Origin of the sequence: Synechococcus sp. MU1642 (assembly GCF_020514115.1) — a bacterium.
Classification (GTDB): domain Bacteria; phylum Cyanobacteriota; class Cyanobacteriia; order PCC-6307; family Cyanobiaceae; genus Parasynechococcus.
Genome location: NZ_VTKZ01000001.1, coordinates 17562 through 33149, shown reverse-complemented (window position 1 = coordinate 33149; position 15588 = coordinate 17562). Strand labels below are relative to the sequence as shown.

General features: G+C 62.2%; 13 protein-coding genes. 7 read left to right on the top strand and 6 right to left on the bottom strand.

Annotated elements, in window-relative coordinates:
• The first annotated feature begins 23 nt into the window (after positions 1–23).
• From polA to FZZ85_RS00160, 3 genes are read left to right on the top strand one after another with little or no spacing between them, the layout of a single operon-like run.
• Positions 24–2984 carry a DNA polymerase I gene (gene polA, locus FZZ85_RS00170; RefSeq protein ID WP_226411044.1) on the top strand — a complete coding sequence of 987 codons (2961 nt, stop codon included), beginning with the start codon at positions 24–26 and terminating at the stop codon, positions 2982–2984.
• 46 nt (positions 2985–3030) lie between these two features.
• Complete coding sequence (cysS, locus tag FZZ85_RS00165; protein WP_226411042.1) at positions 3031–4512, top strand: cysteine--tRNA ligase; 1482 nt, start codon at positions 3031–3033, stop codon at positions 4510–4512.
• A gap of 35 nt (positions 4513–4547) precedes the next feature.
• Positions 4548–4775 carry a hypothetical protein gene (locus FZZ85_RS00160; RefSeq protein ID WP_226411040.1) on the top strand — a complete coding sequence of 76 codons (228 nt, stop codon included), beginning with the start codon at positions 4548–4550 and terminating at the stop codon, positions 4773–4775.
• A 20-nt stretch (positions 4776–4795) separates the two neighbouring features.
• Here the strand turns inward: FZZ85_RS00160 and FZZ85_RS00155 are convergent, their stop codons facing one another.
• Complete coding sequence (locus FZZ85_RS00155; RefSeq protein ID WP_186495848.1) at positions 4796–6115, bottom strand: sodium-dependent transporter; 1320 nt, start codon at positions 6113–6115, stop codon at positions 4796–4798.
• A 79-nt stretch (positions 6116–6194) separates the two neighbouring features.
• On the opposite strand from FZZ85_RS00155, the gene FZZ85_RS00150 reads away from it, so the two are divergent.
• A complete protein-coding gene (locus FZZ85_RS00150; protein ID WP_226411038.1) occupies positions 6195–7442 on the top strand; it encodes a 1-deoxy-D-xylulose-5-phosphate reductoisomerase in 1248 nt (415 codons plus the stop codon).
• Between the two features lie 587 nt (positions 7443–8029).
• Entirely contained in the window at positions 8030–9175 is a 1146-nt protein-coding gene (locus FZZ85_RS00140) for a fatty acid desaturase (RefSeq protein ID WP_226411034.1), read from the top strand.
• 35 nt (positions 9176–9210) lie between these two features.
• Here the strand turns inward: FZZ85_RS00140 and FZZ85_RS00135 are convergent, their stop codons facing one another.
• From FZZ85_RS00135 to FZZ85_RS00120, 4 genes are read right to left on the bottom strand one after another with little or no spacing between them, the layout of a single operon-like run.
• Complete coding sequence (locus FZZ85_RS00135; protein ID WP_226411032.1) at positions 9211–10242, bottom strand: alpha/beta fold hydrolase; 1032 nt, start codon at positions 10240–10242, stop codon at positions 9211–9213.
• Positions 10242–11663 (bottom strand): NAD(P)(+) transhydrogenase (Re/Si-specific) subunit beta, encoded by a 1422-nt coding sequence (locus tag FZZ85_RS00130; protein WP_226411030.1) that lies wholly within the window; start codon positions 11661–11663, stop codon positions 10242–10244. Before FZZ85_RS00130 ends, FZZ85_RS00135 begins: the two co-directional genes overlap by 1 nt.
• Positions 11663–11959 carry an NAD(P) transhydrogenase subunit alpha gene (locus tag FZZ85_RS00125; protein WP_226411028.1) on the bottom strand — a complete coding sequence of 99 codons (297 nt, stop codon included), beginning with the start codon at positions 11957–11959 and terminating at the stop codon, positions 11663–11665. Before FZZ85_RS00125 ends, FZZ85_RS00130 begins: the two co-directional genes overlap by 1 nt.
• Positions 11959–13107: a Re/Si-specific NAD(P)(+) transhydrogenase subunit alpha gene (locus tag FZZ85_RS00120; RefSeq protein ID WP_226411911.1), complete on the bottom strand. Its 1149-nt coding sequence runs from the start codon at positions 13105–13107 to the stop codon at positions 11959–11961. The genes FZZ85_RS00125 and FZZ85_RS00120 overlap by 1 nt, the downstream gene beginning before the upstream one ends.
• Positions 13108–13223: 116 nt before the next feature.
• Between FZZ85_RS00120 and FZZ85_RS00115 the strand changes: the two genes are divergently transcribed.
• Positions 13224–13802: an EF-1 guanine nucleotide exchange domain-containing protein gene (locus FZZ85_RS00115; RefSeq protein WP_226411026.1), complete on the top strand. Its 579-nt coding sequence runs from the start codon at positions 13224–13226 to the stop codon at positions 13800–13802.
• 33 nt (positions 13803–13835) lie between these two features.
• Here FZZ85_RS00115 and FZZ85_RS00110 read toward each other — a convergent pair whose 3' ends face one another.
• The gene (locus tag FZZ85_RS00110; protein WP_226411024.1) at positions 13836–14012 is read right to left on the bottom strand and encodes a hypothetical protein; all 177 of its coding nucleotides are present in this window, start codon (positions 14010–14012) and stop codon (positions 13836–13838) included.
• 198 nt (positions 14013–14210) lie between these two features.
• Between FZZ85_RS00110 and FZZ85_RS00105 the strand changes: the two genes are divergently transcribed.
• On the top strand, positions 14211–15566 hold the full coding sequence (locus FZZ85_RS00105) for a DEAD/DEAH box helicase (protein ID WP_370631103.1): 1356 nt from the start codon (positions 14211–14213) through the stop codon (positions 15564–15566).
• Positions 15567–15588: the final 22 nt, after the last annotated feature.

Sequence of the window (15588 nt, the reverse complement as noted above, 5' to 3'; positions counted from 1 at the left end):
CCACCCACGTCTCCACCGAAGTCATGCCCGAGGCCACCGCCAAGCCCCTCCTGCTTCTTGTGGATGGCCATTCCCTGGCATTCCGCAGCTTCTACGCCTTCAGCAAGGGAGGGGAAGGGGGTCTGGCGACCAAAGACGGCCGGCCCACCAGCGTGACCTACGGCTTTCTCAAGGCCCTGCTGGAGAACAGCAAATCCCTGAAGCCCGAAGGTGTTGCGATCGCCTTCGACACGGCCGAACCCACCTTTCGCCACAAGGCTGATGCCAACTACAAGGCCCATCGGGATGTCGCACCTGAGGTGTTCTTCCAGGACCTCGAACAGCTGCAGCAGATCCTCGAAACGCACCTGCAGCTCCCCCTCTGCATGGCACCGGGTTACGAAGCCGACGATGTGCTGGGAACCCTTGCGAACCGGGCGGCCGACTCGGGATGGGGCGTCCGGATCCTCTCGGGAGACCGCGACCTGTTCCAGCTGGTAGACGACAGCCGCGACATCGCGGTGCTCTACATGGGCGGCGGGCCCTACGCCAAAAGCAGTGGTCCAACGCTGATCCGCGAAGAGGGGGTGCTCGGCAAGCTCGGCGTAATGCCCGACAAGGTGGTGGACCTCAAGGCCCTCACCGGTGACAGCTCCGACAACATCCCCGGCGTGCGTGGTGTTGGACCGAAAACAGCCATCAACCTGCTAAAGGACAACAGCGACCTCGACGCTGTGTACGCCACCCTCGAGCAGGTGGAAGCGGAAGGGCCGCAAGCAAGTCGGGGAGCCATCAAAGGTGCACTGAAAGGGAAGCTGCGCGCCGACCGCGACAACGCTTACCTGTCGCGCAAGCTGGCCGAGATTCTCGTCGATGTTCCCCTGCCCAAGGAACCCAGCCTGCCGTTGTCGTCGGTGGATGCCGACGGCCTGAGCAGTTGCCTGGAAGACCTCGAACTCAACAGCCTGCTGCGCCAGGTGGGCGGCTTTGTGGCGGCTTTCTCCGAAGGAGGCTACGGGGCCAATGCGGAGGCCGCTACAGCTAAGACCCCCCGCCGCTCAGCCACCACAGAACCGGCAGCTGCAGAGGCCGCAACCGAGCCGACAACCCAAGACGACGTGGGGCTGCCGGCCCTGAAGCCGCAGCTGATCCAGACCGAAACGGCCCTGGACGCCCTGGTGCAAAGACTGATGGCCTGCACCGACAGCAGCCTGCCTGTGGCCTTCGACACCGAGACCACCGACCTCAACCCATTCCGCGCCGAACTGGTGGGCATCGGCATCTGCTGGGGAGAGGCCCTGGACGCACTCGCCTACATCCCGCTGGGTCACAAAGGCAGTGAAGACAGCAGCCCGGAGCAGCTGCCCTTGGAAACCGTGCTCACCGCCCTCGCCCCCTGGCTGGCCAGCAGCAACCACCCCAAGGCTCTGCAGAACGCCAAATACGACCGCTTGATCCTGTTGCGGCATGGCGTTGCCCTGGAGGGCGTCGTGATCGACACACTGCTGGCCGATTACCTGCGGGATGCCGCGGCCAAACATGGTCTGGAGCTGATGGCCGAACGGGAGTTCGGCTTCCAGCCCACCGCCTTCACCGATCTGGTGGGCAAAAAGCAAACCTTCGCCGATGTACCGCTGGAGCCCGCCAGCCTGTACTGCGGCATGGACGTGCACGTCACCCACCGCCTCGCCCTGCTGCTGCGACGTCAGCTGGAGACCATGGGCCCCCAACTGCTGCCATTGCTGGAGCAGGTGGAGCAGCCGCTGGAACCGGTGCTGGCCCGGATGGAATCCACCGGAATCCGCATTGATGTGCCCTATCTCCAGGGCCTTTCCGAGGAGATGGGCACCACCCTGCAGCAGCTGGAATCCGACGCCAAAGCAGCCGCTGGAGTGGACTTCAACCTGGCCTCACCCAAGCAGCTGGGGGAGCTGCTGTTCGACACCCTTGGCCTGGATCGCAAGAAATCCCGGCGCACCAAAACCGGCTTCAGCACCGACGCCACCGTGCTGGAAAAGCTCGGCAACGACCACCCGGTGGTGCCCCTGGTGCTGGAGCACCGGGTGCTCAGCAAACTCAAGAGCACGTACATCGACGCCTTGCCGCAGCTGGTGGAGGCTGAAACCGGGCGGGTCCACACCGATTTCAACCAGGCGGTGACGGCAACGGGGCGGCTGAGCAGCAGCAACCCCAACCTGCAGAACATTCCGGTGCGCACCGAGTACAGCCGGCGGATCCGCAAGGCCTTCCTGCCGCAGGAGGGCTGGACCCTGCTCAGCGCTGATTACTCCCAGATCGAGCTGCGCATCCTCACCCACCTCTCGGGAGAAGAGGTGCTGCAGGAGGCCTACCGCAGCGGCGACGACGTGCACGCGCTGACCGCCAGGCTGCTGCTGGACAAGGACGAAGTCAGCCCGGACGAGCGTCGGCTCGGCAAAACGATCAACTTCGGTGTGATCTACGGCATGGGAGCCCAGCGCTTCGCCCGGGAAACCGGCGTGAGCCAGAGCGAAGCCAAGGAGTTCCTGGCCAAGTACAAGCAGCGCTACCCGAAGGTGTTCGCCTTCCTCGAGCTGCAGGAGCGGCTCGCCCTCAGCCGCGGTTACGTGGAAACGATTCTCGGCCGCCGGCGGCCGTTCCACTTCGATCGCAACGGCCTGGGGCGGCTGCTGGGCAAGGACCCTCTGGAGATCGACCTGGATGTGGCCCGCCGCGGTGGCATGGAGGCGCAGCAACTGCGGGCGGCTGCCAACGCCCCGATTCAGGGTTCGAGTGCCGACATCATCAAAGTGGCGATGGTGCAGCTGCAAGACGCCCTGCAGCGTCAGGGCCTACCGGCCCAGCTGCTGCTGCAGGTGCACGACGAACTGGTGCTCGAGGTGGCACCGGACGCCCTGGACGCCACCCGAGAGCTGGTGGTGCGGACCATGGAACAGGCCGTTGAACTGAGTGTTCCCTTGGTGGTGGAGACCGGCGTCGGCGCGAACTGGATGGAGGCGAAATAAGCGCAGCCGAACAGGCCGTAGCCTCATCCTGAGCTCCTGATCAGCTGTGTCCCTGCGCTTCACCAACAGCCTCACCAGCCGCACCGAAGCGTTCGAGCCCATCACCGCGGGCAAAGCCAGCATTTATTGCTGCGGCGTGACGGTCTACGACCTCTGCCACCTGGGCCATGCCCGCAGCTACATCAACTGGGATGTTCTGCGCCGTTATCTGATCTGGCGCGGGTACGACGTCACCTACGTCCAGAACTACACCGACATCGACGACAAGATCCTCAACCGCGCCAATGAGGAGGCCGTCACGATGCAGGCGGTGAGCGAACGCAATATCGAAGCGTTCGAGGTCGACATGGGGCGTCTAAATATTCTGCCGGCCGACCGAATGCCTCGGGCCACCGGCTGCATCGAAGGCATCCAGACACTGATCAGCGAACTGGAATCCAAAGGAGCCGCCTACAGCTCAGACGGTGATGTCTACTTCGACATTTCGAAGGCCAAGAACTACGGCAAGCTCAGCGGCCGCGACCCCAACGACCAGCAGCAAGGAGCCAGCGGTCGAACCGCTGATGGAGAGGAAAGCCGCAAGCGTCATCCCTTTGATTTCGCCCTGTGGAAGGGGGCCAAAGCCGGAGAACCCAGCTGGGAATCCCCCTGGGGGCCAGGCCGCCCGGGCTGGCACATCGAATGCTCAGCGATGGTGCGCCAGGAACTGGGGCAAACCATTGACATTCACCTCGGTGGCGGAGATCTGGTGTTCCCGCACCACGAAAACGAGATTGCTCAATCGGAAACCGCCAACGGCACAACCCTGGCGAAGCTATGGATGCACAACGGCATGGTCAATGTCGGTGGCACCAAGATGTCCAAATCGCTCGGCAACTTCACCACCATCCGCGCCTTGCTGGACAGTGGAATCTCGCCGATGACCCTTCGCCTGTTTGTGCTGCAGGCGCACTACCGCAAACCGCTTGATTTCACCGCCGAGTCCCTTGAGGCCGCAGCCACCGGCTGGAAGGGTCTGAATGCGGCCCTGAGCCTTGGCGATCGCCACGGCGAGAGCCTTGGCTGGAGCATCGCCGCACCGCTCACAGAGGGCGCCATGACCGCCAACGGAGGTCCAGCCGACACCGCTCTGGTGGAGTTCGAACAACGCTTCATCAGCGCCATGGACGATGACCTGAACAGCTCGGGCGGACTGGCCGTGCTGTTCGATCTGGCCAAGCCCCTGCGGGCCCTCGCCAACCGGCTGGAACGGGGGGAAGACGCCGCCCTGCCTGAGCCGGAGTTGAAGGATCTGGAGGGGCGTTGGCAGCTGCTGCGACACCTGGCGGCGGTACTGGGACTGCGCTCGGAAGCGGAAGCCGCCACCAGTCTCGACGACGGCGCCATTGATGCAGCCATTGCGGCGCGCAAGGCAGCGAAAGCAACCAAAGATTACGCGGAGGCCGACCGGATCCGGGATGAGCTCGTCGCCCAAGGGGTGGAGCTGATCGACAAACCCGGCGGGGTGACGGAGTGGATCCGCGCCTGATCCCGGCAAACTGAACCCCGATCCTGTTGCTCCCCATGCTCTGGCTGAAGAAGCTGAACTTCATGGAAACCGCCAAGCTCGAGATGGAGCTGATGAAGGCCCTCGATGCCGGCGAGGATCTTGAGGCGAAGCTCGCGGCTCAGAAGCAATTGGCCGCGTCCACGGGCGACGCGGAGCAAGCCTGGAAAGCAGAGGTGTGGGACAAGATGCTGCAGAGGATTCGCAAGATGGAATCCATGCTCGATTCTTCGGATCAGCCGTAGGCACTCGCCAGGCGAATGCTTCAGCTGGGGATCAGATCAACCACGCTGATCACCAGACCAACGGCGATCACCGGCGGCGAAATCCAGCGCAGCATCACCAGCAGAAAGCGCTGCAGCCAGATCGGACTCCCCGAATGGCTGAGCTCCTCCTGAAAGCGGGCGGGGAGCACCCAACCCAGTAACAGGGCCAGGAGCAAGCCTCCCAGAATCAGCAGCAGGCCCCCAAACACGGAATCCATCCAGCCGAGAACCTCCATTGAGGTGGCCGCTGGAAGACCGGCCACAAAGATCAACGCCGCGGACACCCAGACGGCCCGGGAGCGGCTCCACCCCAGGCGATCGATCAAACAGGCCACCGGCACCTCCAACAGCGACACCGCTGAGGTGATCGCTGCAATCAGGGCCAGCGCAAAAAAGAGCACCGCCACCAGCTGACCTGTGGCGCCCAGCGAACCCAGGCCCGTGGGCAGCGCGATGAAGATCGTGCCCAGGGTTGAGCCACTGATCACATCCTGGAGGCCAAAGCTCATCACCACAGGGAAGGTGACCATGCCGGCCAGCAAGCCCACAGCAGTGTCCATCCCCACCACCGCCACGGCTTCCCGCGGCAGGTGGGCGCGCCGGCTCAGGTAGGCCGAATAGGCAAGGATGCAGCCGATGCCCGTGCCAATCGAGAAGAAGGCCTGGGTGAAGGCATTGCGAATCGTGGTGGGGTCCTGCAGCTGGCTGTTGTCCCAGCGGAGCAGGAAGGTGCGATAGCCCTCCGAAGCCCCATCAAGACCAGCGGCCCAAACCGCAAGGCCAATCAGCAGCACAAACAACAGCGGCAGCCCCCAGCGGGACAACCGCTCAATGCCTCCGCGCACGCCGGCCGCCACCACAGCAGCAGTCGCCACCAGGCTGAGCAGCTGGCCGATCAAGGCGGAGCGGCCGCCACTGAGGCCGGCGAAAAAGGCTTCCGCTGAAGCGATATCCGCCGGGAGCCCCTGGGTGAGGGTCTGCACCAGCGTGGCCCCGGTCCAGCCCATCAACACGGCATAGAAGGCCAGGATTCCACTGGCCGCCAGCACGAACAGCCAACCCATCGGCTGCCAACGGCGACCGGCGGCCGCCACTGGCGCGAGCAGGGGGCTTTGGCCGGTGCTGCGCCCCAGCACCATTTCGGCCACCAGCACCGGCAGACAGACCAACAGCACAATCACCACGTAGAGCAGCAGGAAGGCGCCGCCACCTCCCTGGGAGGCGCGATAGGCAAAGCCCCAGAGATTGCCCAGACCCACGGCACTGCCTGCAGCCGCCAGGACAAACCCCAGGCCCGATCGCCACTGTTCCTTCGCCATGCGATCTCCACAAGCTGTCCGCCAGCTTGCCAGCGTTCAACGGTCCTGGTGGGAGACTTGTTGCAACTGCCGGAACAGCATGAAAGCCATCAGCGTGCTGGGATCCACCGGTTCGATCGGCACCCAGACCCTCCAGATCGCTGAGGAGTTTCCGGAGCAGTTCCGCGTTGTGGCCCTGACGGCCGGCCGCAACCTGAAGCTGTTAGTTGACCAAGTTCAGAGGCATCGCCCTGAGGTGGTGGCCCTGGCCGATGCCGATCTCCTGCCCGAACTGCAGGAGCGTCTGCAGGACGCCGGCGTCACAGGCGCCGATGCACCCCAGCTGGTGGGAGGTGCTGACGGTCTCAACGTTGCTGCCGCCTGGGACAGCGCCGACCTGGTAGTGACGGGCATTGTTGGTTGCGCCGGTCTGTTGCCGACCCTGGCGGCGATCCGCGCCGGCAAAGACCTGGCTTTAGCGAACAAGGAAACGCTGATTGCAGCCGGCCCCGTGGTGCTGCCGGAGCTGAAGAAGAGCGGCAGCCGTCTGCTGCCGGCGGATTCGGAGCACTCGGCAATTTTCCAGTGCCTGCAGGGAACCCCCTGGGCTGAAAACGCACGCCTCTCCACCGGCGTGCCCACACCGGGACTGCGGCGGATTCAGCTCACAGCCTCCGGCGGCGCCTTCCGCGACTGGACGGCCGCCGACCTTGAAAAGGCCACCGTGGCTGATGCCACCAGTCACCCAAACTGGAGCATGGGCCGCAAGATCACCGTGGATTCCGCCTCCTTGATGAACAAGGGGCTGGAGGTGATCGAAGCCCACTACCTGTTCGGCCTTGATTACAACCACATCGAGATAGTGATCCATCCCCAGAGCATCATCCATTCGATGATCGAGCTGGCGGATTCGTCTGTGCTGGCCCAGCTGGGCTGGCCCGACATGAAGCTGCCCATCCTCTACTGCCTCAGCTGGCCGTCACGCCTGGAGACGCCATGGCGGCGACTGGATCTCACGGAAGTTGGTCAGCTCACCTTCCGGGCCCCCGATCCCGCCAAATACCCCTGCATGGAGTTGGCCTACGCCGCTGGACGGGCCGGCGGCACCATGCCTGCGGTGATGAATGCTGCAAACGAAGAAGCCGTGGCGCAGTTCCTCGAGGAGAAGATCCACTTCCTCGACATCCCCACAGTGATCGAGGCAGCCTGCGAGCGGCATAAACCCGATCTAATGGCCCAGCCCCAATTGGACGACGTACTGAGGGTGGATCAGTGGGCGCGAACCGCCGTGCGGGAACAGGTGAACCGCGGTATCACCCGTTTGCCCATGGGAGCGCTCGCCGCTTAGGCATGCAACGGGTCAGCCATCACCTACTGCTCTGCGCAACCGCCACCAAAGCCAAATGCTGCGATACAGCGCTTGGGGCACAAACCTGGAATGAACTGAAGAGCGTTGTTCGTGAACTGAATCTCGAAAACACGGAACGCCCGGAGGGGATTGTTCTGCGCAGCAAAGCGGACTGCCTCAGGGTTTGCGAACGAGGGCCCATTCTTTTGGTCTGGCCAGACGGGATTTGGTACTCCGATGTTTCACCCGACCGGATCAAAAGAATCGTTGAACAGCACATCATTGGCCAACAACCTGTCGAAGAATGGATTTTAAAAAGAACACCTTTCGAGAAAACCAACGATCTCCCTGCAGGCAAGATATAACAGCAAATAAACCCAGCAACGCAATGCCGAAAGGTTCAATCCACTTTTTAGAAATGGCACTTCGAGCAAAGGGGCTTGAAATTCAGCCTGAATTCTGAACAACAAAATCAGAACAATTGCCTTTAGCCCCTGTAGAGCAACAGCTCCCACGGACCGCAGCTCGAACAATTATGATGGAATTCTTAAGCGCCAACCATTGAGCGCTTGTCTTGAGGCTTCCATTTGGCATTTGCAACATCGATCCGACCAGCAAATACAGCCCCTGAAGACAGCGCTGATTCAATCACCTATCCCAACAAAGCTGAGCTGCTCAGCGCCTTGCCAGCAGAGCTCTCCAAGCTGAGTCCGGCGAAGTCATGGTCCAGTCTGGCCATGTCCGTTGGCCTTTCGCTGCTGGCCATTGGCATTGGGACCCGAGTTCCGCTCTCTGCAGCCGCCGCCCCCCTCTGGCTCCTCTACGGCGTGATCACCGGCACCATTGCGATGGGCTGCTGGGTGATCGCCCATGAATGCGGACATCACGCTTTCCACCCCAACCGCCGGATTGAAGGCGTTGTGGGTTTTGTGCTTCACAGCATTTTGCTTGTGCCGTACTACAGCTGGGCCCATAGCCATGCAGTGCATCACGCCCACTGCAATCACCTGGAGCTAGGAGAAACCCACGTCCCTCCGCGGTCAACATCGCCGATGGGACAAACCACCGAGCGGCTCAAGAGGGATTTGAATCCCACCCTCTTCGGGATCATTTCTCTCTTCAATCACCTCGTGATTGGCTGGCAGCTTTATCTATTTCTGGGCGCCACTGGCGGCGAAGATTACGACTCCCCCACCTCTCATTTTTGGAACCGCAAGCGGAATATCAACGGCAAACGCCGCCTTTTCCCTAATTCATTCGGCAAGTGGATGGTGCGATCCAATCTCGGATTGCTCGCCATGGTTGTCCTGTTGATCATCGCCTCAGTGCAGTTTTCCCTGCTCCGGGTGCTGTGCATCTATGGCCTGCCGTACCTGGTGATCAACATGTGGCTGACGACCTACACCTGGCTGCAACACACCAACACCGATATCCCTCACTTCTCCAATGAGACCTGGACTTGGTCGAAGGGAGCACTGCAAACGGTTGATCGTCCCTACGGGCCAATCCTCAACCTGCTGCACCATGGAATCGGCTCAACCCATGTGTGCCATCACATCAATTCATCGATTCCGCATTACAACGCCTGGCGAGGAACTCAAGTTCTGAGGCAAAGGTTCCCTGAGCTAGTGCGCTACGACTCAACCCCGATCCACAAAGCACTGTGGAGGATTGCAACACGCTGCGGTGGCGCCGTTTACCAGAACCCCACTGATCAAGCTTTCTATTACTGAAGAGCAGAAAGCCTGCATCCAGATGGGATCACGGCTTAGCCAGCAACAACATCCCTGAGCCAGGCCGCCGCCAGCTGATCCCCCCAGCAGCCGTCACGGCCATGGAAGCCGTTATGCCCTCCCCGAGGTGTGAACAACGTGCGAATCGCAGCCTCCGGCGGCAGCACCTCAGCAAGATCAATCGCAGAGGACGCAGGAACCCAGGGATCATCCAGGGCCTGCAGCAGCAAGGTGGGCGGCATCGCTTTGCAGGCAGGCACCAGATGCTGCAGGGGTGAGGCTTCGCGGTAGTAAGCCTCCACATCCGCAAACCCCCAGCGGGGAGCCGTCACGGCACTATCGAAATCACGGATCGAACGGGGGGGTGTCGCTTGCAATTTGATCTCCTCGTCGTGGCTCACCCCAAAGGGATCCGCCAAGGTCTGACGCACCAATCGCTTGAGCAGCCAGCGTTGGTAGACCCGATTGCGCGGTCGCTCGATCGAGGCGCTGCAAGCGGCCAGATCCAGGGGACTGCTGGCACAGAAGACGCCATCAAGCACGCCAGGCGAGGCCAGAGCAGCATTGAGAAGCATCGTGCCGCCCAGGGAGATGCCCGCTCCCAGCAGCGGTCGACCCGCCGCCAACATGCGCGCCCGGGCAATCACAGGCAGCAGATCGCTGTTGCAACGAGCTGCGTAGGTGCCACCCGCCAGATGCCGGCCTGGATCCGCACCGCGCAGATTCAGCCGCAACACGGCGAAACCCGCAGCTTGCAGCGCTACCCCCATCCGCCTCAGGCCTTCCCGAGAACTGGATCCCCCCAGGCCATGGAGCAGGAGAACCAAACCTCTGGGTTCCCCTTCCGGCTGATCGAGCAGGGCAAGCAATGACCCTGCAGCCGCAGCTCCACTAGGCAGGGCTGGCACGGGGATTTCAATCGGTACCCCTTTATCGTGGGGAAGATCCACCTCGCGCAGGGTGTCGCGGAGGGTTTGCAGGTCACCACCGACCCAGGGCCAGCGCTGCTCAAACGACGGAACCCCCAGCCGCTCGCGCAGCTGGGGGTTATCCACGCCGGGCCCCATCACTTCTTGCCCAGGCCCAGATCCTTCAGTTCCACCAGGAGATCGCCGAGCACCTTCTTGGCATCACCGAACAACATCGAGGTGTTGGCTAACTCGAACAGATCATTCTTGATGCCGGAGTAACCAGCGCTCATGCCCCGTTTCACCACGAACACCGTGCGGGCGTCCTGCACATCAAGAACGGGCATGCCGTAGAGCGGCGAATTGGGGTCGCTCTTGGCCTGGGGATTGACCACATCATTGGCACCCAGCACCAACACCACATCGGTAGCGGGGAACTCGGGATTGATTTGATCCATCTCCTGAAGCTGCTCGTATGGCACATCCGCCTCAGCCAGCAGCACGTTCATGTGACCCGGCATGCGGCCAGCTACCGGGTGAATGGCGTAGGAAACATCGATGCCCGCGCTTTCGAGCACGCGAGTCACTTCCCTGAGCGTGTGTTGAGCCTGAGCCACGGCCAAGCCATAGCCCGGAACAATCACCACCCGTTCAGCAGCCTCAAGGGTGAGGGCGCATTCCTCAACACTGCAACTGGTGATGTTGGTGTATTCACCACCGCCACCTCCGGTAGCCGCCGTGGCTCCAAGGGCGCCACCAAACAGCACAGACACCAGGGAACGGTTCATGCCATTGCACATCACCTGGGTGAGGATCAGGCCCGCAGCACCAACCATGGCGCCTGCCACGATCAACAACTGACTGCCCACCACGAAACCGGCAGCCGCCGCAGCCACACCGGAATAGCTGTTCAGCAGAGAAATCACCACGGGCATGTCGGCGCCACCGATCGGCAGCGTCACCCCGATCCCCAGCAGGCCAGAGGCCACCACCACCAGCCAGAGGCCAGTGCTCGAATCAGCGTTGCGCAGCATCTCAACAGCACCAACCAGGGATCCCACCGCCAGCGCGATGTTCACGGCATGGCGCGCCCTGCTCTGCATCCAGTCCGGCGTGGACAGCCAACCCTGCAGCTTGGCCATGGCAACGATCGAACCAGTGAAGGTGATCGCACCCACGAAAACGGACACAACGATCGACACAACGGCCACGGGGCCTGCCGCTTCAAGGACCGCCGGGTAAAGCGCCGCAGCCAAGGCCACCAACAGCGACGACATGCCACCGCAGCCGTTGAAGAGGGCAACCGTCTCCGGCATCGACGTCATCGGCACCCGTTGGGCGGTGATGACACCGAGCACACCCCCCACCAACGTTCCGGCAATGATCCAGGTCCAGGCGGCGATGCTGATGCCGCTGGTGCCGAGGTAATTGAGCAACAGACCAAACACCGCAAGGCCCATGGCCAGAGCGGCCAGCTGGTTTGCACCCCGGGCAGAACGCACCTTGGAGAGCCCCTTGATGCCAAGTGCCAGCAACAGAACCGCAACCAGCTCGATCGCGTATTTGAGAAGGTCAGTCATCAGCGGTTCTCCTTACGAGCAGGCTTGCGGCTGAACATGGCCAGCATCCGATCGGTCACGAGGAAGCCCCCGATCACATTGAACAGGGCAAAGCCCAGCGAAATGGAACCCAGCAACAACACAACGGTGTTATCGCCAGCCTTGATGATGGCGGTGAGCGCTGCCAACACGGTGATGCCCGAGATGGCATTGGCACCACTCATCAAGGGAGTGTGCAGGGTGGGGGGGACCTTGCCGATCAACTCCAGCCCAAGCAGGCTGCCAAGCAGGAGAACCCAGAGAAATTCAACAAACATCAGTTGGAACCTGGGGTAAGAACATCGCCACGACGGATGCTGCCGTCCTGGGCAATCAGACAACCGACGATGAGTTCATCCTCGGGATCGAGGCTGAGGACGCCGTCTTTCAAGGTGGGCTCCAGCAGAGCCACAAGGTTGCGGGCGTAAAGCGCACTAGCGTGATTTGGAACGCTGCAGGGCAGATCGTTACCACCGATCAGCTTCACACCCTTGCGATCCACGGTCTGGCCAGGAACGGTGTCGGCACAGTTGCCGCCCTGGGCTACGGCCAGGTCAACCACCACCGCACCGGGGCGCATCCGATCAAGCATGTCTTCGCTGATCAGACGCGGAGCGCGACGGCCCGGCACCTGGGCGGTGCAGATGGCCACGTCGGCCTCTGCCAGCTGATCGGACAGCTGCTGACGCTGGGCCGCCAGGAAGGCGTCGGAAGCCTGTTTGGCATAGCCACCGGATTCCGAGGGCTTCTCGTCCATCTCTGGGGGCTCGATGAAACGTGCTCCTAGGGATTCGACCTGTTCCTTCACTGCAGGCCTGATGTCACTGACGTACACCACTGCACCCAGACGTCGCGCTGTGGCCACCGCCTGCAGCCCTGCCACACCTGCTCCGAGAATCACCACCTTGGCTGGCTGAACGGTGCCCGCTGCCGTCATCAGCATCGGGAAGTAACGGTCCAGCGCGGCGGAGGCCAGCAGCACCGATTTGTAGCCAGCGATGTTGGCCTGGGAGGACAGCGCATCGGCAGACTGCGCCCGGCTGATCCGGGGCAAAAGCTCGAGCGCCATTGCGGAGAGGCCGCTGCGCTTAAGGGTGGCTGTCAGCTCTTCGTTGGCGTAGGGGGAGAGCAGACCAACCACCAGCGCTCCTTGGTGCAGGCGGGCCAGAGTGGTTGCGCTCGGTGTTTGAACACAGAGCAAAACATCGGCCTGGTTCCATGCCGATGTGTCTCCCAACTCAATGAGATCTGCGCCTTGCTCGGCGTAGGCCTCATCGAGGTATCCGGAGGGGGTACCTGCTCCGCGTTCGACTAAGACGCTGCAGCCCAACGAAATAAATTTCTTGACCGTGTCCGGTGTTGCCGCGACACGGGTTTCTCCCGGTGTCGACTCCACCGGTATAAGAAGTCTGGGCAAGGCGAACACAACCACCAACCCAGCACAGGGTAGAAGGTCGCCTTCTCGAGATCGAGGAAACTTCCTGAAGAACGCAAAGAGCTTCTGTCGTTCTTGCTACGTGAAGTGCACCCTCTGTGCTTCCAATGGGTATCAGCGCAATCGAGTGTCCCGACGGTCTCTGTCACAGCCACCACGGTGGCCATGCCGTCGAACGGGAAACCATGCAGTCCACCCTCCAGTTGCACGGCAAAGGCTGGTGTGAACGGCTGGCGGAGCGGATCTATGAAATCTCGGTCGACACCTTTTCGCAAAGCGTGATGCCGAGCCTGCACACAGCCGGCTGGCAGCGGCGACATCTCGACTGGGAGTTCAAGCTCAACGAAGGCGAAAGCGAGCCTGACCGCACCCTGGTGGACGGGATGATCAACGCCACGGAAAGCTTCTTGCGCAGCAGCGAAGTGCACCGCCTGTTCATCCAGGAACTCGTGCAGGGCACCTTCGCGGAAGCGGAAAACGATGACCTACGCATTAAGGCTGTGCGCACCCTGGTGGAAACCGAAATCGTGGCGATGATTGAGGAACGGAAAGAAGAGCTGCTGGATCGGCTCGCTCAACAGCTGCTGGATTCAGCCAAGGGGGATTTCACTGCCGCCCGCACCGCCTCAGAAGAGGCCTTGATGGAAGTGGAGCACCTGGTGGTCAACCACGCCGAAGCGCTCTGAAGCAGGGGCGCTTATCCAACACCTGCTGCCGGCTCAAACGATCGGCAGCACTTCCTGTTCGAGGCCCACGGCCCAAGTCACCTCACCGCGGCGGTGCAGGACGCGTGCCCGAAGAATCAAGGGATCGATGTCGCAATCGAGTTCCCAGCAGCCATCGAGTTGGTCGCGCTGCTGGTCGAGGGGGCTGCTGAAAAAACGACGTTGGGCCATGGCGATGGGCGGGACCCGATCCCGATGGAGCTAATGGCCGGACAGTAGAGATGCCACAGCGCAAAAGAATGGTTAAAAAGACTCATCTTCCCGAGAGGTGATATCTCAGTTGTCAGCTTCAACCTCCCGGGAACGCACAATGCCGAGCTCAGCCGCTCCCCCGTCCAACCCCGGCAGTGGCAGCAACAGCTGATCCAGCTGCTGCGGCGCAGGCTCGAGCTTGAGGCCAGCAGCCGCGACCTGTTGGTGTTTGCAGGCCCAGGGGCAGGCAAAACCCTCGGGGCCTTGCTGGGATTCCGCACCATGCGCGATCAAGGCCGGCTGGACCATTTCATGGTCTTTTGCCACCGAACCTCAATCCTCAATCAATGGAAATCCGCCGCGGCGCGTCTTGGCTTGCGGCTAGAGGAGTGGCCCTGCCCGCCGGAGCAAAGCCAAGACGCTGATGGCTTGTTGGTGACTTATCAGGGTGCCGGTCGCCAGCGCGAGGCTCTGGGAGCACGGCTCGCGCAATGGGGCCTGAGCGCCTGCATGGCGATCGCCGATGAGGCCCACCATCTCGGCGTCAATCCTGACGAGCCGGACGCCACCGCCTGGGGGCACACCTTTCTCGAGATGACCAGCAGCCTGCGGCTGCGCCTGGGGCTCACTGGAACCCCCTTTCGTGCCGACAACCTGGCGTTCTGCGCCGCCCGGCGAATCCGCGTGCGGCTGGATGACGGTGGGTGGGTTGAGCAAATTCGTCCAGATCTCTGCGTTGAACCCAGGGACTTGATCGCCGCCGGGGATGTGCGCCCCCTGGAGTTCCGCTTTCAGGACGGCTGGGTGGAACACAGCCGCGAAGGACAACCCGACCGCGACGTCTCCCCCATATCGGCTGAACAACGTGAAAGCTGGCGCGCGCGCAACCTACGTCGCGCCATCCGTCTGGCCGACAGCAGCAGCATTGGCCAGCAGGTTCTGCTGCGCGCCCAGCAGAAGCTGAATCAGTTGCGCGAGCGGCAGCCGCAGGCTGCTGGCCTTGTGATCGCCCGCGATATCAGCCACGCCGAGGCCATCAGCCGAGTGTTGATTGACGACGGCAACCGGGTGGAGTTGATCCATTCCCAGAGCCCCCAAGCAACGGAGCGCTTGAACGCCTTCCAAAGCGGTAACGCCGATTGGCTAGTGAGCATCGACATGTGCGCAGAAGGCTTTGATGCGCCACGTCTACGGGTGGTGGCCTACCTGACCACCGTGGTGACCCGAAGCCGCTTTGTGCAGGGCATCACCCGGGCCGTGCGGATGACGCCCGAACTGGCCGCCCGCGAAGCCATTCCCAGGGAAGCCTCCTTCGTCTTTGCGCCAGCGGACCCACTGCTGATGGACTATGCCCGCTCATGGTCGGTGGCCGAGCCCTACGTGCTTCGGCCTCATGAGCAGGATGCCGAGGACAAGCATCTGGAGGTTGGAGCCTGGCGCGGACCAAGCCTTCCCCTGGAAGCGGTGGAGGACGGAGCCGGCGCCGTCATCCGACTGAAAACGCCCGAATTGCCCACTTTTTTGCAGCGCTGAGCACAGCATTGGCCAGAGGAAA

What these genes read in the sequence shown, in the direction of transcription:
- FZZ85_RS00110 (WP_226411024.1), bottom strand. Translation starts at nt 14,012, where the DNA reads ATGGCCCAACGTCGTTTTTTCAGCAGCCCCCTCGACCAGCAGCGCGAC.
- FZZ85_RS00155 (WP_186495848.1), bottom strand. Translation starts at nt 6,115, where the DNA reads ATGGCGAAGGAACAGTGGCGATCGGGCCTGGGGTTTGTCCTGGCGGCT.
- FZZ85_RS00115 (WP_226411026.1), top strand. Translation starts at nt 13,224, where the DNA reads ATGGGTATCAGCGCAATCGAGTGTCCCGACGGTCTCTGTCACAGCCAC.
- polA (WP_226411044.1), top strand. Translation starts at nt 24, where the DNA reads ATGCCCGAGGCCACCGCCAAGCCCCTCCTGCTTCTTGTGGATGGCCAT.
- FZZ85_RS00130 (WP_226411030.1), bottom strand. Translation starts at nt 11,663, where the DNA reads ATGACTGACCTTCTCAAATACGCGATCGAGCTGGTTGCGGTTCTGTTG.
- FZZ85_RS00125 (WP_226411028.1), bottom strand. Translation starts at nt 11,959, where the DNA reads ATGTTTGTTGAATTTCTCTGGGTTCTCCTGCTTGGCAGCCTGCTTGGG.
- FZZ85_RS00150 (WP_226411038.1), top strand. Translation starts at nt 6,195, where the DNA reads ATGAAAGCCATCAGCGTGCTGGGATCCACCGGTTCGATCGGCACCCAG.
- FZZ85_RS00135 (WP_226411032.1), bottom strand. Translation starts at nt 10,242, where the DNA reads ATGGGGCCCGGCGTGGATAACCCCCAGCTGCGCGAGCGGCTGGGGGTT.
- FZZ85_RS00160 (WP_226411040.1), top strand. Translation starts at nt 4,548, where the DNA reads ATGCTCTGGCTGAAGAAGCTGAACTTCATGGAAACCGCCAAGCTCGAG.